This window comes from Pedobacter sp. ASV12, assembly GCF_016429155.1.
In the GTDB taxonomy this organism is placed as follows: domain Bacteria; phylum Bacteroidota; class Bacteroidia; order Sphingobacteriales; family Sphingobacteriaceae; genus Pedobacter.
The window spans coordinates 1-19,331 of sequence record NZ_JAELUC010000077.1 but is presented as its reverse complement, the minus strand read 5'-3'; the positions used below and the strand labels follow the sequence as shown (position 1 = coordinate 19,331).

The window sequence follows — 19,331 nt, the reverse complement described above, 5'->3', positions numbered from 1 at the left end:
CCCCCCCCCCCCCCCCCCCCCCCCCCCCCCCCCCCCCCCCCCCCCCCCCCCCCCCCCCCCCCCCCCCCCCCCCCCCCCCCCCCCCCCCCCCCCCCCCTTTTCAAGCAGAAGACGGCATACGCGATCATGAGTACTGTCTCGTGGGCTCGGAGATGTGTATAAGAGACAGACTTCTAATAGATCGCTTTGTTTCTGTTGATGCCCTAATTTGTGTCTGTTACTTTTTAGGAGTGGCTGGAGTCATGTTTTTGGAACATTTGAGAAGAGGACGAATCCTAGACTTAGGGCTTACCCTCAGCATCACTTGGGCTATTTATCGATTCGCTGTTTTGGTTTGGATTTTAATCTAATTGACAATGAAAAAGTATAAAAAAATTGTACTTGCCGGTGGCAGTGGCTATTTGGGTCAAGTTCTGGCCAGGCACTACAGCAGTTTAACAGAAGAGGTCATTATATTGGCCAGAAAGCCCAAAACCAAACAGGCAAACATCAGAACCGTAGTTTGGGATGGCAAAAGCGAAGGAGCTTGGGCGCAGAACCTGGAACATGCAGATTTGTTGGTCAACCTTTGCGGCAAAAACGTCAACTGCAGGTATACTCCTAAAAACCAAAAGGAAATTATCAGCTCGCGTGTTACGCCTACTCGATTATTGAATTGGGTTGTCGAGCGCATGGAGAATCCGCCAAAAGTGTGGATCAATATTACTTCTGCTACTATTTATCGCCATGCTGAAGATTGTGCACAAGACGAAATTAATGGCGAAATAGGTTACGGTTTTTCTGTCGATGTCTGCAAAAAGTGGGAAGCCGGTTTTTTTGAAACTTCCCTACCGGGCACCAGAAAAGTCGCTCTGCGCATGGGCATTGTTTTGGGTCGGGCCGATGGTGTTTTTCCAAGGCTTTTGAATTTGGTTAAGTTTGGCTTGGGCGGGAAGCAAGGTAATGGCCAGCAATATGTGAGTTGGATACACGAACAGGATGTTGCCTTGAGTACGGAATGGATATTAACACATAATGATATCAAGGGAATAGTAAATTGTACGGCTCCAAACCCTATTAAAAACCATGAATTGATGAGGTTGATAAGAAAAGCTTATGGCATTCCGTTGGGCTTGCCTAGTTCAACCTGGATGTTAGGCATAGGTGCTTGGCTCATTGGAACCGAAACCGAGCTGATTTTAAAAAGCAGATGGGTTTTGCCTAGCCTTTTGCTAGCCCATGGTTTTAAATTCCAATATCCAGCTGCCGATCTGGCAATCACGGATTTGATGGCCCAGGCAAAGATTAGTTAGCCATGAGTTGAAAACTGGTAATCAGGCACTGAATTTTTCACCACCTCAGACACCTAAGTAGTAGGGGCATTGGGGTGCAGCAATCCGGAAACTATTTTACTTCTTCAAAGTCTACGAAATCGCCCAGTTTATCGGCGTTGCCTTTTTTGTCTTTCTTGTTAGGCATATAGTCTATGCTGATAGACCCCTCAGGTCTTCTTGATCTTTGTTGCTGTTGTTGTTGCCCATAATCGCCTTGGCCTGGCATAGTTCCGAAGGCTTTTCTGACCATTACTGGAAATATCATCCGAACCAATATGCGAATGATCCAAAGGATGAGGATGGCTATGAAGAGGAATTTTAACAAACCCATTTTTATCTAATCTAAAATTCAAAAACAAAAGCTGATCATTGCCATTGCGACAATTTTAACCAACCCTTAAACACAAATATAGACGAGGCAAGCGTTTTTTTGTTACTTTTCAAAAAGATAGTTACACTTTAATTACAATTGGCAACTGCAATTGTTTGCAAACAGTCTTATCGGCTATTCTTCAATAATCTCCACCACCCGACCAACCTGTCCGTCATCCAGCCTGACTTTGATCCCTCTCGAATGGAAAGCCGCCGAGGTTAATATATTCTTCACAAAGCCATAGGTTACGGTGCCGTTTCGTTGGTCTTTTTTCAGGATGATGCCTACTTCCAAACCCGGATAGATGTCTTTTCTGTTTTGTCCTTGCATACTTAAAATGGCCCATTGCCTGTTTCCCTAACAAATAGCTGTATGGCCATTCAAAATTAGGCTAAGTGGCTTAAACTCGCAAATTCTTTATCAAGGCAGTTTACTGAAATCGATTTCGGGCTTCCTATTTGTTTTTTTTCGGGTCAGCATGGTTTTGTAGGGCGTAAAATCATTAAAGAAACCATCTATCTTTAAATAAAAGTTCCCATTTGGATGGATACCTCCTTGGTAATCCTTGCGATAGTTCTTGCGTCCGGTTGCATCAATGCTGAACATGGCTTTGTCTATTTCTATCCAGTTGCCTTGGGTATCGCACACCCATTGGTTGCCGTAAGTACCGGTTCTGGTCACATCGCCCATGTTTGGCGAAAAGTTCTCGAGGAACGAATACAGTCGCTTGGCATAGGTTTGTGTTTGCGGGCGCTGGAAGCAGGCAATCAACTGCCATTTGTTAAGTTCGGGCGCAAAAAAGTAAGCAGTGTATTCCGAGTAATTATCGGCCACCGGCCTAACCCGCAACAGAAATTTATAGGTATTTCCGGCTTTCCAAAGGTAATTGAGGTAGCTTTGCCCGCCGCTGCCTTCGCCGCCAAATTCGCCACCATGCACACCTTCGCCCTTTTTAATCAGCTTGATTTTGTGGCTTTCGGGAATTTCCTTCGGGTTATCGGTGGTGAATGGGCTCCACACCGAAAACAGGATGTGGCGCTCTGTTGGCGAGTTAACTTGCATGCCAAAATAGCCTTCGCCAAAGCCATTAGCCATAAAATAGCTCCCCATCTTGTCTTCACCTACCGGAATGGTTACTTCGTTATAAAACCACTCTGCATCTACGCCTTTAGGCTGTTCGTAGTTCAAATGGGTTGATGGGCCACGACGGCCAAAATGGAACAATCCGTCTTCGTTTCCTTTTACGTAAACAACATTTCCAACTGTTGCCGTTCCACTCAGCAGCAGGTTCTTGATGGCTGGGAACTCGTTGCCATTTTTGCTCAAGCCTTTAATTTGGATGGCCACATAGCCCGTATCCTTGATCTTCCATTCGCCAACCTTTTTGTTGCTGGCATTATCGGCTTCGAGGTCTACCGTTTTGCTTGATTTGTTAACGGTAAATTCCAAGGTAGCCTTGCCTTCGGTCTTCACTTCGCCCAAAGCTACCGCTAAGGTTCCCGGTTGTCCTACGCGAAAATAGACCGTAAAAATATCGGATGGGTTGGTCCAGCGCTCGATACCATTGTTGGTAATGCTGCCTCTTCTTTCTGATTTGTTAGCGCTGTACACGTTGCCACCCAATGGCACGCTGACTTCCTGTGCGGCTAAATTTAAAGAGACCAGCGCGAGTAAGCCCAATAGGATTGATGATTTGAATGTTTTCATAGCAGTAGATTGATAACTGCAATTTTAACAGAAAACTTTAACTCCCAAGCACTTCTATTAAAAAGTTACTCAAACGATTGTGCTGGCAACAGCATGCTATTTCGAAAACCGCTCTTCAAAGACTTTTTCCAAGGCGAACATTTCGTCGCGCAGGCGGGCCGCCAGCAAGAAATCCATGTCTTTTGCCGCTTTCTGCATGTCTTTCCGGGTTTTGTCTATGGCTTTTTGCATTTCGGGCTTGGTCATGTATTGTACAATCGGATCGGCAGCTACGCTCACCTCATCTACTTCAACATAGGCTTTGGCGCGTTCGTTGCCTTGGGCCGACATGCTGAGAATAGAGCCTTGTTCCATGATTTCTTTTTTAGTTTTGCCTACTGTTTTCGGGACAATGCCATTCGCCAGGTTGTAGTTGACCTGTTTTTCTCGTCTGCGGTTAGTTTCTTCGATAGTCCGTTCCATCGATTCAGTCACGCTGTCTGCATACATGATTACACGGCCACGGTCGTTACGCGCGGCACGGCCAATCGTTTGGATCAAAGCCCGGTCTGAACGCAAGAAGCCTTCCTTATCGGCATCCAAAATGGCTACCAGGCTTACTTCTGGCAAGTCCAGGCCTTCGCGCAACAGGTTGATGCCCACCAACACATCAAATTCGCCCAAACGCAAGCCTCTCAAAATCTCTACCCGCTCCAGTGTTTTCACTTCAGAGTGGATGTAGCGGCATTTGATGTTCAGCCTGTCCATGTATTTGGTGAGTTCTTCGGCCATCCGCTTGGTAAGTGTGGTTACCAAAACTCGATCGCCCATTTTAATGGTTTTGTCAATCTCGTCCAACAGGTCGTCTACCTGATTAATGGCTGGCCTTACTTCAATAACCGGGTCTAGCAAGCCGGTAGGCCTAATCACTTGTTCAATCACCACGCCATCGGATTTTTGGAGCTCGTAATCTGCAGGTGTAGCACTTACATAAATGGTTTGTGGCGCCAGGCGCTCAAATTCGTCGAAGTTAAGCGGGCGGTTGTCTAAGGCCGAAGGCAGGCGGAAGCCATATTCTACCAGCGACATTTTGCGCGAACGGTCGCCACCATACATGGCGCGGATCTGTGGTACGGTTACGTGGCTCTCATCAATCACCATCAGGTAATCGTCTGGGAAATAATCCAGCAAACAGAAGGGTCTCATGCCCGGCGAACGGCCGTCGAAAAACCTCGAATAGTTTTCGATTCCGGAACAATAGCCCAGCTCTTTCATCATTTCGATATCGAAATTTACCCTTTCCTCCAATCGCTTGGCCTCGAGCAGCTGCCTATCGGCCAGCAACTGGTTTTTACGTACTTCCAGTTCTTCCTGAATGCCCCAAATCGAAGCATTGAACCTGTCTTTTGGCGTAACGAAAAGATTGGCCGGATAAATGGCCATGTCTTCTAGCTTTTCCAGCGTTTTTCCGGTAACGGGGTCGATGATAGACAGTTCTTCAATATCGTCGCCAAAGAATGAAATGCGATAGGCGTTATCCAAATAAGCAGGAAAGATATCTACGGTATCGCCTTTTACCCTAAATGTACCCCGTTTAAAATCGTTGATGGTACGGGCGTATAAAATCTCGACCAAACTATGCAAAAAGGAATTGCGGCTAATTCTGGTGCCCACGCCGAAACGGAAAACCGACCGCGAGAAATCTTCGGGATTTCCCATACCATAGATGCACGAGATGGAGGAAACCACAATCACATCCCTCCTGCCCGACATCAATGCCGAAGTGGTACGCAAACGCAGCTTCTCGATTTCTTCGTTGATGCTTAAATCTTTCTCGATATAAGTATTGGTCGTAGGCATGTAAGCCTCTGGCTGATAGTAATCGTAGTAAGACACAAAGTAGTTAACCGCATTCTCGGGAAAGAACTGCTTAAACTCGCCATAAAGCTGGGCCGCCAAGGTTTTGTTGTGGCTCAGGATCAGGGTTGGCTTTTGGGTCTGTTCAATGACATTGGCTACGGTAAAGGTTTTGCCCGATCCGGTTACGCCCAGCAAAGTTTGGTAATGCTCGGCCGCATTGACGCCTTCTACCAATTGTTTGATAGCCTCTGGCTGATCGCCGGTGGGCTTATAATCTGAGATGAGTTTAAACTTCATTGTAAGTAAAGATACTAGATAAAGGTTAAAGCCGAAAGACCAAAACTTAAAGATGGAATGAAGTTGACAGTTTGCGGTTTTCGGTTGGCAGTTCACAATTAGCCGTTTGCAGTTATCAAACCACAAAGCCATAGCCAGAACACATCTTCATCACTCTTAATTCCTTAATGGTAAACCTACCAAAGTCAAAGACCAAAGCTCAACGATGGGGTCATAATGCATTGGTTCTCCATTTTGAGCGACCAAAATGGAGGAAAAGTCGCCGACTGCGCCCTTTGCTTTAACGTTTGTACGGAGGCCCATGCCGCGCTGCCACAAAGGACAAGGTCGGGAAAAAGTAATTTAAGGGTCATTGCCTGGGCCTGAGATAACGCCGCCACTAAATGCAATATTGCTCGAATTACACCTCTTTTTTAAAAAACCGGCTTTACTGGCAACTTTTTGAAACCCCTTAATTTTCTTAATGCCTTAATGGTTCAACCGGGTAAGGCGGAAAGATGGAATGGAGTTGGCAGTTTTCAGTTAGCAAACTACAAAGCTATAGCCAGAACACATCTTCATCACTCTTAATTCCTTAATGGTTCAGCGCCATAAAAAAGGCTGTACAAATTTCTCTGTACAGCCTTTTACTCCTTGCTAAATGCAATTATTTGCTTTTCTTTTCGAGCTGCATCGGGTTTGAGCCAACCGATTGTCCTCTGGCTGGCGCCGCATTGGCGGATCTTACCTTAAACAACTGGAATTTTGAGGGTTGTGCACCCGAGCCCCAGGTGTTGTTGCTTTCGTCAATGTCTGCGGTTTCGCGCATCGGATCCAGTTTAATCGAAGCTACTTCTTTATCATAAACATAGAATTTAGAAGCTTTTTGCTCGTTTAAACGCCAAATTTGTGCCGGTATCCTGTCTACAAACTTAGAGCCATCCTTAAAGGTAAACTCTACGATAATCGGCATTACCAAGCCCCCTTTGTTGCCAAAATTCAGTTCATAGAAGAACTTGTTGGCATACTTCGCTTTTTCTTCGGCCGTAAATTCTTCCATTGGCAAACGGGCAGGTTGCGTAGCTTTAGGTGCCAAGGTGGTATCAATTTCTACCAAACCCCTGTCGTATTTCCAATAAAAATCTCTGGCCGCCAAATCCTTATCGGTATAAAACTTGATTTTGCTGTCTTCACGGTTTCTGATCTTAGAAATATCTTCGAAAGTATTCACTGCTGGTTTTTCTATCCTGTTGCCTCTGTTGGCACCCATCATGCGGCCACCTGCAGGTGTATTTCCATTTGGATAATCGGCTTTGGCATACCTTACGCTATCCAACGAGATATCGCAGGCATCGGTGCCAAAGAACCAGCCCCTCCAAAACCAATCCAAGTCTTCGCCACTGGCATCTTCCATCGTCCTGAATAAATCGGCAGGCGTAGGATGCTTGAATGCCCATCTTCTCGAATATTCTTTGAAAGCGTAATCGAACAGCTCACGGCCCATAATGGTTTCGCGCAGGATGTTTAATGCCGTTGCCGGTTTAGAGTAGGCATTTGGACCAAAGTTGACGATATTTTCCGAATTGGACATGATTGGCTCCAATTGATCTTTTGGCAGCTTCATGTAAGGCACGATGGTATAGGCCGGACCTTTTTTGCTCGGAAATTTATTATCCCAAAGTTCTTCGGTGAGGTATTCTACAAACGAGTTCAGCCCTTCGTCCATCCAAGTCCATTGGCGTTCATCGCTGTTTACGATCATCGGGAAGAAGTTATGTCCAACCTCATGTATCACTACGCCCAACATACCGTTCTTGGTGCTTTCGCTATAGGTTCCATCGGCATCGGTACGGCCATAGTTGAAACAAATCATCGGGTATTCCATGCCATTGGCTGCTTCAACGCTTTGTGCCACCGGGTATGGATAAGGAATGGTAAAATCTGAATAGGTTTTAATGGTATGAGCTACTGCTCTGGTAGAGAACTTGCTGTACAAACCATAGGCCTCTTTGCCATAAAAGCTCATACACATTACATTTCGGCCGGCAATTGGCTGTGCCATGGCATCCCAAACAAATTTACGGGAAGCTGTCCAGGCAAAATCGCGAACATTGTTGGCCTGGAAAACCCAAGTTTTTTTGGCTTCTGATTTTTTGGATTCAGCGGCTTTGGCCTCGGCCAGGGTCACTACTTCTACAGGAGCAGTGGTGCTGCTTTTGGCTTTGTTGTACCTGGCCAACTGGGTTGGGCTAAGCACCGCACTGTAGTTGATACACTCGCCGGTACCACCCACAATGTGATCAGACGGAACAGTCATTTGTACTTTAAAATCACCAAAAGTCAGGGCAAATTCTCCCCTTCCGGTAAATTGGTGGTTTTGCCAGCCCTGAAAATCGCTGTACACGCACAGGCGTGGGTACCACTGGGTCATGGTGAACAAGTAATTGCCATCTTCCGGAAAGAACTCGTAGCCGCCACGGCCGCCACCTGCGATACGATCGGTTATTTTATATTTCCAATCAATATTAAATACATATTGCTGACCCGACTTTAAAGCTGGGATTTCGATACGCATCATGGTTTTGTTGATGGTATAATTTAATTTTTTACCTGTAGCATCGGTAATCTTGGCAATAGAAATGCCATAGCCATTATCAACCGGAGTTGTTGGCGTGGTCATTTTTTCCAGCTGCACATTCGAAGTACCTGCAGGCATTCTGGTGCTGCTCTGGTAATTGGCATTGCGCAAATTGTTATGTTCGTTCTCGTCTAGCTGGATCCAGATATAGGTCAGCACATCGGGCGAATTGTTGTGGTAAGTAATGGTTTCGCTACCGGTTAAGGTCAGCTTTTTCTCGTCCAGTTCGCACTTGATGTTGTAATCGGCGCGTTGCTGCCAATACTTTACGCCAGGCGCGCCGCTCGCGGTACGCTGCTCGTTAGGCGTATTTAAAATGGTGCCCAATTGCTCGAACTTGTTGCCATGGTTGCTACCCGGATTGTTCAAGATGTTTTGGGCAAAAGCCGTTTGGCCTAGGAGCGCCACTGAAAAGAAGATCTTGTAAAATTTGTTCATTCTTCTATAGTTTAGTTAGGAATTCTTTCTAAAGCCATTTGTAAAGCCAGGCTAAATACGGCTGCCGATAAAAATATAACCCATTCCCTGCGCTTGATCTTCAAAAAAGACAACGCGAACCAGGTCAAGGCCAAAATAATCACTACAAAAAACACCTGCCCTACTTCCAAACCCAGGTTAAAGCCAAACAAGCCCCAACCCATATTCTGATCTTTGGCCAACATCATCCGTACCGAATTGGCAAAGCCCATGCCGTGGATCAAGCCAAAGAACAGTGCAAGATAATAATTTGTATGGACTGCCTTGGCAGAAAAATCTTTTTTAAAGAGATTGCTCAAAGCGGTAACAAAAATGGTGCATGGAATAAGAAACTCTACCCATTTGCTCGAAAACCTGACCACATCCAACACACTGAGCAAGAGGGTAAGCGAATGGCCTATGGTAAATGCAGTCACCAAAATCAGCACCTGCTTAAGGTTGCGGGCCGTATAAACCGCCACCAGGGCCAAAATAAAAAGCTGATGGTCTAGTGCATCAAGACTTACGATATGGGACCAGCCCAGCTTAAAATAAAACAGAAAATCGGCTAAAGGCATTAGAATGTTAGAGGTTTATTCAAAAGAGCTGTTAACTTTGTTTCAGAGTCTAAATTAGATTCTTTTTATTATTTAAACGAAACATTGTTGCAAATGCAGGCCTTCTATTCAAAATTGTTACTTGTTTTGTTCTTTTTTCTTCCGGCTGGGCTGAAAAAGAGCAACAAACACCCTTTGCACGTGAGCACCACCGAGATTAATTTCAACGCGAAAGAGAAAAGCCTGGAAATAACCTGCCGCATTTTTACCGACGATTTTGAAAACGTATTGGCGCAACAGTTCAAAGCCAAAACCGATCTTTCAAAGCCAGCCATGCATAAAGCCATGGACGAGCTCGTTAAGAAATATATGAACCTTCACCTGCAATACCTTTTAAATGGCAAAGCGGCAAAAGCCAGTTACGTAGGCTTTGAAAAAGACAACGAAGCCACCAACGTGTACCTGGAAATCGACAACGTTAGTGCTTTGAATACCCTAACCGTAAACAACAGCATCCTCTACGACCTTTTCGATGACCAGATGAGCATTCTGCATGTAGAAAAAGGCGGGATTAGAAAAAGTACGCGTACCAATTACCCCAACCGCGAGCTGAGCGTGAGTTTTTAGCGAATGGCCAATTGTCCATAGTCCATGGACAATAAACTATCAACTATGGATTGAGGACCATCAACCTGCCCTAGTTATTGATCAAATCATCGTTGGTTACGCCTTTTTTCTTCGAGAGGTTTTCTTTCAGCTTGCCAAAATTGTAAGTAAAACCCATATAAATGACCCGATAAGGTGTTGTGGTCGTAGATGCTGTACGGAAATTCGCATCTTCGGTATACGCATTTGCGGTAAACCACTTCTTGAAAAAGCGATTGAAATTGATGGAAGCGGTCAGTTTTTTATCAAACAACTCGGCACCAATATTTACCTGGTAATAAGGAAAAGCATTGACGGTGTTCATCAAGGCATAAGCCGACCTGCTCACGCCACCATTGCCACTTAAAAAGAAGGATTTATAAAAGCTATAGGAGAAAAATCCATAAATCTGTCCGCTAAAGCCCTGCTCTTGCTGCGTTGGCATGGCGGTGTTCTCGATTTTGTTATAGCGGACGGTTCCACCGAAGCCACTTCTCAGTTTTTGGAGATTGGCGGCAAACGTAAAAGTTGCACTTACCTCTCGGTTTTTGCCCAAATTACCATACTGTGTAGTGCTTATGCCGTTTACCTCGTTAAAAGTAGTGTATTGCACAATCATATTGCCGGTATAGGATGCATTGAGGATCAACGACATGAAAACTGGCCCCAGCAGCAAGCGGTTTTGAAGCGACAGCGAATGGATGGTTTGTGCACTGAGGTTGGGATTGCCAAAAGAGATATTTAGTGGATCGTTGTTATTGACAAAGGGATTAAGTGCATTGATATAAGGGCGTTGCAAGCGTTTGGTATAGCCAAATACCATCGTATACTTATCACTCAATTTGGTATTCATCGAAAAATCTGGAATGAGCGAAGTATAGTTTTGCTTGACGTTGGTATTCGAACTAAAAAAATCGCCATCAACGGTCGTATGCTCAAGGCGCAGCCCCGTTCTGAAATTAAGCTTGTTCAAGCTAAACGACAACGAGCCGTAGCCACTATACACTTGCTGTTTGTAGGCAAAGCTATTCGAATTGGAATAATCGGGCTGAAAAGGATCGTTTTCGTTGGTTCGGCTCAGGCTCTGGTACGTTGCATTGGCATCCCTAAAAATGAATTTGGCGCCCATTTCCAACCTTGTCGATTGGGTTAGGGGCTCGATATAGTCGCTTTGCAAAGTGTATTCCCTGTTTTTGGAGTAGCTATCATTCTGCCTGAACAGGTTACCATTGGCCATGGCCATGAGACTGGTATTTAATCCATCATTTTTACTGAACTGTCCGTTAAACCTGAAACTGAGCTCTCTATTGGCGTTTCCTTTAAATTTTTTAATGAAATCGCTCCCTACCCCAAAAGACGGAATGTTATTTCTGATATGCTGGGTAAAAAAATCATGTTGCGGAGTAGCATTGGCAAATTCAGTTGTAATGTTTTGGGCAAACCTGCTTTTGTTATGGCCTCCGCCAACGTTGGCATAGGCCACGATGGTCTGCAGGGTATCGATGTTATAGCTCATCTCCAGATTTCCGTCGTTCGAAAAGCGATTGGTGGTCCGCTCGCCTTCCAAGAACCTGCTTTGATATACCGATGGCTGCAAAGGCAGGGTTAAACTGGTTACGTCTGCTTTGTTATTGTGGTTGCCACTTAAAAAGTACGTACCCGTAATGGCAAACTTGCCTGAGCGCGCGCTGAGGTTAGTACTGGTTTGGTAATTGAGATTGGAGTAATAGGCGCTGAAAAAACCATTGTAGCCCATAATTCCTTTTTTGGTAATGATATTGATAAGGCCGCCAACACCCTCGGCATCGTATTTGGCCGATGGATTGGTAATGACCTCAATTTTTGAAACCACCACTCCTGGAAAACCTCGCAAAGCATCTTTGGTATTTGCCGCAAACATGGCAGTTTCACGGCCATTGAGCAACACCTTGTAATTGGTTTGTCCGTTCAATTGCACGTTGCCTTCGCCATCAACACTCAGCATGGGTATTTTCCTGAATATTTCGGTCAGGTTTTCGCCTTTGGCCGCCACGTCTTGCTCTACGTTGTAAACCAACTTGTCTTTGTCTTGGCTAATCAATTGCTTCCGGCCAGTGATCAGCACTTGTTTCAGCTGATTAGACATGGGTTGCAATACATATAGCGGCAAATGATCCTGTGCGTTTTGGCCAACTTTAATAGACTTGACCAGTTTGTGGTAGCCAAACAAGTTGAACGACAAGAGATAGGTACCCGAATCTGCCTGAAGCACAAATCGGCCGGTCGAATCGGATAATGCACTGGCAACAACCGTTTTTGCAGAATCGTTCTTCAAAAGGCTGATGGTTACAAAAGACAACAGCTCTTGACTGGTACTATCTTTAACCAGGCCCTGCAATCTGGGTTTTACCTGGGCTTTAGCTATCGATCCAAAAAAAGAGAGCAGCATCATGATTACGAAAAAATTCGTAGTTAATGGGTATAGCGGACATGTTTTTGTTTTTTTCATTTTTTTAATCTGGTTGGTTATTTGGCTTATAGACGAATGGTGTCAAAAAAAAGCGGCGCCTGCCGAAATGGACAAACAACAAGACGAAGATAATACTAATTAATTAATAACAAAACTAATCGATTAGTATCTATTAGGCTAAAATCACCATAAACGGCTCAATCATTGTTAAAAAAATCAAAAAAACCACCTTCTAAATTAACAGGAAAGGCTTTTCAAAGGTTAGCCCCATCGCCATGCAGTCAAGCGGTGCACAAGAATAAAAATAAAAATCATGGTTTTTGGGGAACGAAATTTCAAGGAAAACCATTAGTCGGTGGCAACCGGAAATTTATCTTCCTAACTATTTGCGACTTCCATTGTTTCTTTGAAATTGTTATCTTAACAGTTATAATCCTCCCTACTATGCAATTGTTAATCTACTGTCCGAAGGTTACTCCCCGCATCAAATACACATTTAACTTTATTTTTAGGGAGATTTTGGGTTGCGATTTTGAATTTACGGGCATTGCCCATGATTTTTTGGCAAGTACACAGCCCAAAATCAGTTATGCGGACGCCCCTTTGGCCGATGAGCTTTTCTTTGCCAGCGCTCCCCTGCTTAACCAACATGCCATTACGCCTATCGATATTGAACTGACCGCATTTGGTGATAGGCAGGTGCCATTTGCAGTGGCCAACAGTACTTTGCCTTTTGATGTTTTTGCTGCTTCTTTCTACTTTTTGAGCAGATACGAAGAGTATTTGCCTTTCGAAGCCGATGAGCATGGCCGTTTCCGCGCCGAGCTAAGCCTGCAGTATCAACTTGGGTTACTGGCTGTTCCGGTTATCGACAACTGGGCACTGCTGCTGAAAAACATCCTGCTCAAAAAGTTTCCTTCGCTTATTTTTGTCAAACGGAAGTTCAGCTTTGTTCCGACTATCGATGTAGATCGTGCCTATCATTTCCGTTCGAGTGGTTTATTAAAAAATACCATCCGGTTTTTGAAGGCTGCCCAGCAACTGAAAACCGACAAAATGCTATCGATCATCAAAACTGGCCTTGGCCATAACGACCCGTTCGATACTTACGACTATTTGAAGCAAATCCATTCCGAATACGGCTTAAGTCCGGTTTTCTTTTTTCTGCTGGCCAAATCCAACAACAACTCCTTCGATAGCAACCTGGACCCTAACGAAGAAGTATTTAAAAGCCTGATTCTCGAAACTGCACAATACGCCAGCATTGGCCTGCATCCTTCTTATGCTTCCAACACCGAAACGCATAAGATCAGCGAAGAGCTGCAAAACCTGGAGCAAATCAGCAGGCAACGGATAGATTCGTCGCGTCAGCATTTTATCAAGGTGCATTTGCCCCAAACCTATCTCCAATTGATCAAGGCTGGCATCAACCACGACTATTCGATGGGCTATCCCTCGCAAGTGGGCTTTAGGGCAGGCACCTGCACCTCATTTTTTTGGTACGACCTGCAACTGGAGAAACAAACACACCTTAAAATCCATCCTTTTGCTTTAATGGATGTCACCCTGCAGCAGTACCTCAAACTCAGACCGCAGCAAGCCATGGCACAAATAGACGAGCTTATTGCGAACATCAGGCTGGTAGACGGCACTTTTTCGAGCCTTTGGCACAACGAATCGCTATCGGATACCCGGCCTTGGAAAGGCTGGAAGGCCGTTTATGAGCATCTGCTGGAACAAGCAAGCCAACATGAAAGAATTTAGGACTATAGGCTGCAACACTAAAATTATGAAACAAGCCTCTTGTATGCATAATCTTCTTCATGTCTTAATGGGTTCAACCTGTTTCTCCCTACCTCGCAATTAAACATCCTAACCATTCAACAATCAAATTGCAATTTGGTATATTTACCCTATGATTTTCGACCTGAGCAAAACTCATTCTATTGCCAATACTTTTATTGCCGAACTCCGCGACGAGCAAGTCCAGAAAGATTCGATGCGCTTTCGGAAAAACCTCGAACGCTTGGGCGCTTTTTTTGCTTACGAGATCAGCAAAACCTTGACTTATCAGGAAGTGCAAACCCAAACTCCGTTGGGCATTGCCAAGAGCACAGTTTTAAAAAGCCAACCTGTATTGGCCACCATTTTAAGGGCCGGCTTGCCTATGCAACACGGCCTTTTAAGCGTTTTCGATCGCGCCGATTGCGCTTTCATCACGGCCTATCGCAAAACCAAAAAGAGTGGCGATTTCATTATCCAAATGGAACATATTTCTGCGCCCGACCTGGAAGACAAAGTTGTGATTTTGGCTGATCCGATGTTGGCTACGGGTCTGAGCATGGTACTTTGCGCCAAAGAGCTCATCAATCGTTATCAAATCCGGAAACTGCATATCATTGCGGCCATTGCCAGCACCGAAGGCGTTAAGCACGTACGTGCCAACTTGCCAAAGGCCGATTTATGGGTTGGCGCCATAGACGACGAAATGACCAGCAAATCTTACATCGTTCCGGGCCTTGGCGATGCCGGCGACCTGGCTTATGGCATCAAAAGCTAAGTCTTTTATCGAATGAATATCCTTTTTGTTTGCAGCCGCAACAAATGGCGCAGCGCTACTGCCGAAACCATTTACCAAAACCACCCTGTACATCAGGTTAGATCGGCGGGTACGGCACAGAGTGCCAGAGTTAAGGTCAATTACAAACACATCAACTGGGCCGATTTGATTTTTGTAATGGAAAAGAGGCATCGGCAAAGGCTGTTCGAAAATTTCGAAGCCGAATTGAGCGGCAAGTCCGTCGTGGTACTCGATATTGCCGACGAATACACTTACATGGATGAGGAACTGATAGCGACCCTCGAAACAAAAGTAGCTCCTTACCTTTAATAGCCGATTGCTTTATCCTACCTTTGCCATCGTAACATTCCGTTTTCAAACCTTCAAAATTTTACGACTGTGCAATTACCGATTAAGCATATTTTCTTCGACCTTGACCATACCATTTGGGATTTTGACCGCAATGCCCAAGAAACCTTGCTGGAGCTTTACGAGGTGTATCAGCTCAGGGCGCTGGGTCTTCATTCGGCACAGGAATTTATTGACCGCTATACCGAAAACAACCATCGCCTTTGGGCACAGTACCATTTGGGCCAGATAACCAAGGAAACCCTGCGCGAAGAACGTTTCAGGTCGACCTTCTTGGAACTTGGCGTTAAACCAGAGGCTGTTCCTTTGCAGTTTGAAGACGACTATGTCAGGATCAGTCCGACCAAGACCAATCTTTTCGACGGTGCCAACAAAGTGCTGGCTTACCTGCAAAGCAAATATCAGTTGCACATCATTTCGAACGGCTTTAAGGAAACCACCTTAACCAAAATGGAGCTTTCGGGACTGAACCCTTATTTTACACAGGTTATTATTTCTGAAGATGTGGGTGTAAACAAGCCCAACCAAGCCATTTTTGAGCATGCACTGCAAAAAGCTGGAGCACAAAAAGAGGAAAGCATCATGATTGGTGACAGCCTAGAGGCCGATATCCGCGGCGCCCAGGCTTTTGGATTGAAGGCCATCTTTTTCAATCCGCTAAAAATAAGCAGACCTGCCGACGTAGAATGGGAGATTGCCCACCTGGAAGAGCTATTGGAACATTTTTAACATTTCTTAACAGTTTTCGGTTTAATCTTTGAACTGAACTTTACACACACAAAACTGAAACAAATGAAGAAGATCATCTTATTGGCCCTGGCACTTTGGAGTGCACAGCTGGCCTTTGCCCAAGGCAACCGCACCAAAGCCGAAGTTTTTATTGAAGTTGAAGACAGGGGCACTTTTACCGTTTACCTCGACAATGAATTTGTAGGCTCTACAAACGGCCGTTTTAGGTTTTATGATGTTTACAATGCTTCTCCAACCCTGTCTATTGTACAGGGCAACAAGAAAATATACAGCGCCAGGATTAGCGTTAGACCAGATGAACGTATCGTATTCAGCTACTCCATTAGGCAAGGACTAAAACAAGTTAAGGCATTGAACCTTTACAGAAACAGGCAATACGCCTTAGATGATTTCGACGATTATGCAGGCGCCTACAACACGGGCATCGTGCCACCAGCCAGACCTGGCAATACCAATTCCAACAATTTCGAAAGCTTATTGACCATGGTAAAAAAAGAAGCTTTTGACGATGGCAAAATGAATGTGATTTTAGTTTATGCCAACAACAACCGACTTTATACCGACCAGGTGGCTACTTTGCTGCAGGGTTTTACCACCGATGACAAGAAATTAAGCCTAGCCAAAAGCCTATGGGCCTTAATCGCCGATCCGCAGCAATATTTTTCTTTGGCCAACTCGTTTAGCTTCATGAGCACCAAAGACGATTTTCTGAACTTCATCAAAAACAACCCTTCGTCGCGACAAGCCAGAGGAATGGATGCCGTTACCTTCGAACAATTAAGAAACCAGGTCAAACGCGAGAGCTTTGACGACAGCAAGACCAAGCTGCTGCAGGCAACTTTCCAGAACTCGGCGCTAAGTACGGCGCAGCTTGCCGAACTGCTTAAGCTTTATGCCTTTGAAGACAAGGCCTTGGCCTGCGCCAAGCTGGCTTATCCTTATATTGCAGATCCACAACGCTATTTTACCCTAAAAGACGTTTTTACTTTTAAAAGCAATCAAGATGCTTTGCTCGATTTTTTGAAGCGTCAGCAATAAAGCTTAAATTAAAATATGAATTTAGCCCGGGTACACCGTTCCATCAACCATATAGCCAATGCCTACCAGCAAAAGCTGCACACATTTAGGGAAGACCATTTTCAGTTAGCCCCGCCCATGGGTGGCTGGAGCTATAGCGAGGTATATTCGCATATTTTCGACGCCAGCTTGCTTTCTTTGATCGCCATGAACAACTGCATCAGAAACGAAGGCGAAAACAAGCCTACGGCCCTAGGCGTAAAGCTGGTGCTGTTTTTTGGCCAGCTGCCACCCGGAAAAAGATACAAGGTGCCCAAACGCATGGCCGATAGGGTAAAAAAGATCAGCTTGGCCAATGCCCAGCAGTTCATCACCGATTTTGAATTGCAGCTGGCTAAGCTTTATCCGCAGGTTGATGGTGCCAATCCCAAAATCAAGACCAAGCACCCCCGATTGGGCTATTTAAACGCCAGGCAATGGTTGAGGTTTATCGAAATACACCTCAACCATCATTTGAAACAGCTGAAGCGCATTGAACGCAACTTTTTGCAACATGCATAATTTTGAAGATAGCCCAAATATTTTCACATCTTTGCGTTTATGAAACTACCGGCCATTAAAGGTTTTGATGAGCAAGCATTTAACAAGTATCTAAAAAATACTGGCTGGTTAATGTTCGGCAAGCTATTAAGCCTACTGGCCAGTTTTATAATTACGCGTTATTTAGGCCCCGACTTGTTTGGTGATCTGAGTTTTGCCTTGGCATTGGTTACTATTACTGGTGCCGTTGGAGCTTTAGGACTAGATTCGTTTATTATCAGAGCCATTATCCATGAACCCGCAAAAAGAGATGAAATTCTAGGCACGGCCCTTTGGTTACGGTTGGTTGTAAATTTTTTGCTTATACCCATTACCCTGGGAATCTACCTGTTATACCAACATTTTTCAAAAAACCCTGGCGAGACGCTGATACTTCTTGTTGCCCTTTTAACTCTTACGTCACTACTTAAATCTTTCAATGTAATCGATTCCTATTTCCAATCGCAGGTACAATCCAAATACGTAGTGCACGTGCAAAATATTTGTCTTGTTATTTCGGCGGTGATTAAAGTCCTCGTTGTGTCATACGGCCTCCCACTCGTTTATATTGTGATGGCCTATGTATTCGATGCTTTTATCTTGGCCGTGGGGCTAATTTTCATCTACAAAAATAAAGGTTTAAGCATTTTCAACTGGACTTTTAATAAAGCGAGAGCTACTGAGCTACTGCACCAATCTTTCCCTTTGATACTCTCTGCGGTTATGGTATCCGTTTATATGAAAATAGATGCCTTAATGTTAAAGCAAGTAAGTAGCAAGGCAGTTGGGATTTATAGTGCTGCTGCCAGTCTAAGCGAGGCCTGGTTCTTTATTCCGACCGCTATTATCACCTCTGTTTTTCCAGCCATTATCAACGCACGTAAAACCGATTTGCTACGCTACGAAAAGCGCTTGGGCAATCTTTACGATCTACTTGTTTATATCAGTTTGCCGGTAGCTGTCTTTATTAGTTTCTTTGCAAACTTTATCATACATATTATTTTTGCAAATAAATTTGAAGGCGCTGGTACAATGCTCTCCATCCATATCTGGTCTGGCCTATTTGTTTTCCTTGGCGTTGCCAGCTCCCAATATCTTTTGGCGGAAGGGTATACAAAAATTTCTTTCTACAGGACTGCAACAGGGGCAGTCATAAATATCCTGCTGAATCTGTGGCTTATCCCAAAATATGCTGGTGTGGGTGCTTCAATAGCCACGTTAATTGCCTGCATGGTATCAACGTTTTATCTTTTATTGATTCCCAAAACTCGTAAGCAGGGAATCATGATGTTAAAATCACTATTTTTGGTGTCTGCATTTCAAAAAATACTTAAACGTTGAGCAAACTTAAAGCACTCGCCGCCCTTATTAGTAAGCCACATAGGCTTAATGCACTTTTATCTTATGGCCATAAAGGCTATTTAGCCTCTATTGGATGGTTCAAAGCTTTCGATAGTCATCAGGCAGTTGATGCCCAAGGGCGCCCCTTGCCTTGGGTTACTTATTCTTTTATAGACTTTATTAAAACTCGCTTGAATAAAGATCTAACCATTTTCGAATACGGCTCTGGAAACTCTACCCTCTTTTATGCAGATAGGGTTAAAAAAGTGGTTTCTGTAGAACATGATGAAGCTTGGTATCAACATATTGTCCAAGAAAAAGCGCCAAATTCGGAAATGATCTTCACCAATTTAGAAAAAGGTGGCGAATACAGTCAGAAGGCAGGTTTATTGGGTGAAAAATTTGATGTCATTATTGTGGATGGCAGAGATCGAGTAAACTGCTGCAAATTCAGTATAAACG

At 44.5% G+C, this 19,331-nt stretch carries 17 protein-coding genes; 10 read left to right on the top strand and 7 right to left on the bottom strand.

What is annotated here, in order from left to right:
- Window positions 1–356 precede the first annotated feature (356 nt).
- Window positions 357–1,292, top strand: coding sequence for a TIGR01777 family oxidoreductase (locus tag JHD69_RS15695; RefSeq protein ID WP_199141298.1), 936 nt, complete (start codon window positions 357–359; stop codon window positions 1,290–1,292).
- Window positions 1,293–1,383: 91 nt separating this feature from the next.
- On the opposite strand, the gene JHD69_RS15690 is transcribed toward JHD69_RS15695, so the two are convergent.
- The 6 genes from JHD69_RS15690 to JHD69_RS15665 all read right to left on the bottom strand — a co-directional run bounded on the left by JHD69_RS15690 (window position 1,384) and on the right by JHD69_RS15665 (window position 9,180).
- Window positions 1,384–1,644, bottom strand: a complete 261-nt coding sequence (locus JHD69_RS15690; RefSeq protein ID WP_199141297.1) for a DUF4834 family protein — start codon at window positions 1,642–1,644, stop codon at window positions 1,384–1,386.
- A gap of 174 nt (window positions 1,645–1,818) precedes the next feature.
- Complete coding sequence (locus JHD69_RS15685; RefSeq protein WP_199141296.1) at window positions 1,819–2,016, bottom strand: YwbE family protein; 198 nt, start codon at window positions 2,014–2,016, stop codon at window positions 1,819–1,821.
- Window positions 2,017–2,106: 90 nt separating this feature from the next.
- Window positions 2,107–3,393: a DUF3472 domain-containing protein gene (locus JHD69_RS15680; RefSeq protein WP_199141295.1), complete on the bottom strand. Its 1,287-nt coding sequence runs from the start codon at window positions 3,391–3,393 to the stop codon at window positions 2,107–2,109.
- A 96-nt stretch (window positions 3,394–3,489) separates the two neighbouring features.
- Window positions 3,490–5,529 carry an excinuclease ABC subunit UvrB gene (uvrB, locus tag JHD69_RS15675; protein ID WP_199141294.1) on the bottom strand — a complete coding sequence of 680 codons (2,040 nt, stop codon included), beginning with the start codon at window positions 5,527–5,529 and terminating at the stop codon, window positions 3,490–3,492.
- A 646-nt stretch (window positions 5,530–6,175) separates the two neighbouring features.
- Window positions 6,176–8,584 carry a M1 family metallopeptidase gene (locus JHD69_RS15670; RefSeq protein ID WP_199141293.1) on the bottom strand — a complete coding sequence of 803 codons (2,409 nt, stop codon included), beginning with the start codon at window positions 8,582–8,584 and terminating at the stop codon, window positions 6,176–6,178.
- An 11-nt stretch (window positions 8,585–8,595) separates the two neighbouring features.
- Entirely contained in the window at window positions 8,596–9,180 is a 585-nt protein-coding gene (locus tag JHD69_RS15665) for a HupE/UreJ family protein (RefSeq protein ID WP_199141292.1), read from the bottom strand.
- A 126-nt stretch (window positions 9,181–9,306) separates the two neighbouring features.
- Here JHD69_RS15665 and JHD69_RS15660 point away from each other — a divergent pair, with 126 nt between their 5' ends.
- Complete coding sequence (locus tag JHD69_RS15660) at window positions 9,307–9,786, top strand: DUF6702 family protein (protein WP_233165960.1); 480 nt, start codon at window positions 9,307–9,309, stop codon at window positions 9,784–9,786.
- A gap of 70 nt (window positions 9,787–9,856) precedes the next feature.
- Here the strand turns inward: JHD69_RS15660 and JHD69_RS15655 are convergent, their stop codons facing one another.
- A complete protein-coding gene (locus tag JHD69_RS15655; RefSeq protein WP_199141290.1) occupies window positions 9,857–12,292 on the bottom strand; it encodes an outer membrane beta-barrel protein in 2,436 nt (811 codons plus the stop codon).
- A gap of 405 nt (window positions 12,293–12,697) precedes the next feature.
- Here JHD69_RS15655 and JHD69_RS15650 point away from each other — a divergent pair, with 405 nt between their 5' ends.
- The 8 genes from JHD69_RS15650 to JHD69_RS15615 form a co-directional block, all read left to right on the top strand.
- Window positions 12,698–14,017 carry a polysaccharide deacetylase family protein gene (locus tag JHD69_RS15650; RefSeq protein ID WP_199141289.1) on the top strand — a complete coding sequence of 440 codons (1,320 nt, stop codon included), beginning with the start codon at window positions 12,698–12,700 and terminating at the stop codon, window positions 14,015–14,017.
- Window positions 14,018–14,168: 151 nt separating this feature from the next.
- Window positions 14,169–14,813, top strand: coding sequence for a uracil phosphoribosyltransferase (upp, locus tag JHD69_RS15645; protein WP_199141288.1), 645 nt, complete (start codon window positions 14,169–14,171; stop codon window positions 14,811–14,813).
- Between the two features lie 12 nt (window positions 14,814–14,825).
- The gene (locus JHD69_RS15640; RefSeq protein ID WP_199141287.1) at window positions 14,826–15,143 is read left to right on the top strand and encodes a low molecular weight protein tyrosine phosphatase family protein; all 318 of its coding nucleotides are present in this window, start codon (window positions 14,826–14,828) and stop codon (window positions 15,141–15,143) included.
- A gap of 69 nt (window positions 15,144–15,212) precedes the next feature.
- Entirely contained in the window at window positions 15,213–15,911 is a 699-nt protein-coding gene (locus JHD69_RS15635) for a YjjG family noncanonical pyrimidine nucleotidase (protein WP_199141286.1), read from the top strand.
- Between the two features lie 63 nt (window positions 15,912–15,974).
- Entirely contained in the window at window positions 15,975–16,970 is a 996-nt protein-coding gene (locus JHD69_RS15630) for a DUF4476 domain-containing protein (protein WP_199141285.1), read from the top strand.
- 15 nt (window positions 16,971–16,985) lie between these two features.
- Window positions 16,986–17,510, top strand: a complete 525-nt coding sequence (locus JHD69_RS15625) for a DinB family protein (protein WP_199141284.1) — start codon at window positions 16,986–16,988, stop codon at window positions 17,508–17,510.
- A 39-nt stretch (window positions 17,511–17,549) separates the two neighbouring features.
- Window positions 17,550–18,869, top strand: coding sequence for a flippase (locus tag JHD69_RS15620; RefSeq protein WP_199141283.1), 1,320 nt, complete (start codon window positions 17,550–17,552; stop codon window positions 18,867–18,869).
- On the top strand, window positions 18,866–19,331 hold a 466-nt coding region (locus JHD69_RS15615), incomplete at its 3' end, for an FkbM family methyltransferase (RefSeq protein WP_199141282.1). The genes JHD69_RS15620 and JHD69_RS15615, both read left to right, overlap by 4 nt.

Coding starts and splice junctions, on each gene's coding strand:
- JHD69_RS15695 (WP_199141298.1), top strand. CDS start 357: ATGAAAAAGTATAAAAAAATTGTACTTGCCGGTGGCAGTGGCTATTTG.
- JHD69_RS15690 (WP_199141297.1), bottom strand. CDS start 1,644: ATGGGTTTGTTAAAATTCCTCTTCATAGCCATCCTCATCCTTTGGATC.
- JHD69_RS15685 (WP_199141296.1), bottom strand. CDS start 2,016: ATGCAAGGACAAAACAGAAAAGACATCTATCCGGGTTTGGAAGTAGGC.
- JHD69_RS15680 (WP_199141295.1), bottom strand. CDS start 3,393: ATGAAAACATTCAAATCATCAATCCTATTGGGCTTACTCGCGCTGGTC.
- uvrB (WP_199141294.1), bottom strand. CDS start 5,529: ATGAAGTTTAAACTCATCTCAGATTATAAGCCCACCGGCGATCAGCCA.
- JHD69_RS15670 (WP_199141293.1), bottom strand. CDS start 8,584: ATGAACAAATTTTACAAGATCTTCTTTTCAGTGGCGCTCCTAGGCCAA.
- JHD69_RS15665 (WP_199141292.1), bottom strand. CDS start 9,180: ATGCCTTTAGCCGATTTTCTGTTTTATTTTAAGCTGGGCTGGTCCCAT.
- JHD69_RS15655 (WP_199141290.1), bottom strand. CDS start 12,292: ATGAAAAAAACAAAAACATGTCCGCTATACCCATTAACTACGAATTTT.
- JHD69_RS15650 (WP_199141289.1), top strand. CDS start 12,698: ATGCAATTGTTAATCTACTGTCCGAAGGTTACTCCCCGCATCAAATAC.
- upp (WP_199141288.1), top strand. CDS start 14,169: ATGATTTTCGACCTGAGCAAAACTCATTCTATTGCCAATACTTTTATT.
- JHD69_RS15640 (WP_199141287.1), top strand. CDS start 14,826: ATGAATATCCTTTTTGTTTGCAGCCGCAACAAATGGCGCAGCGCTACT.
- JHD69_RS15630 (WP_199141285.1), top strand. CDS start 15,975: ATGAAGAAGATCATCTTATTGGCCCTGGCACTTTGGAGTGCACAGCTG.
- JHD69_RS15625 (WP_199141284.1), top strand. CDS start 16,986: ATGAATTTAGCCCGGGTACACCGTTCCATCAACCATATAGCCAATGCC.
- JHD69_RS15620 (WP_199141283.1), top strand. CDS start 17,550: ATGAAACTACCGGCCATTAAAGGTTTTGATGAGCAAGCATTTAACAAG.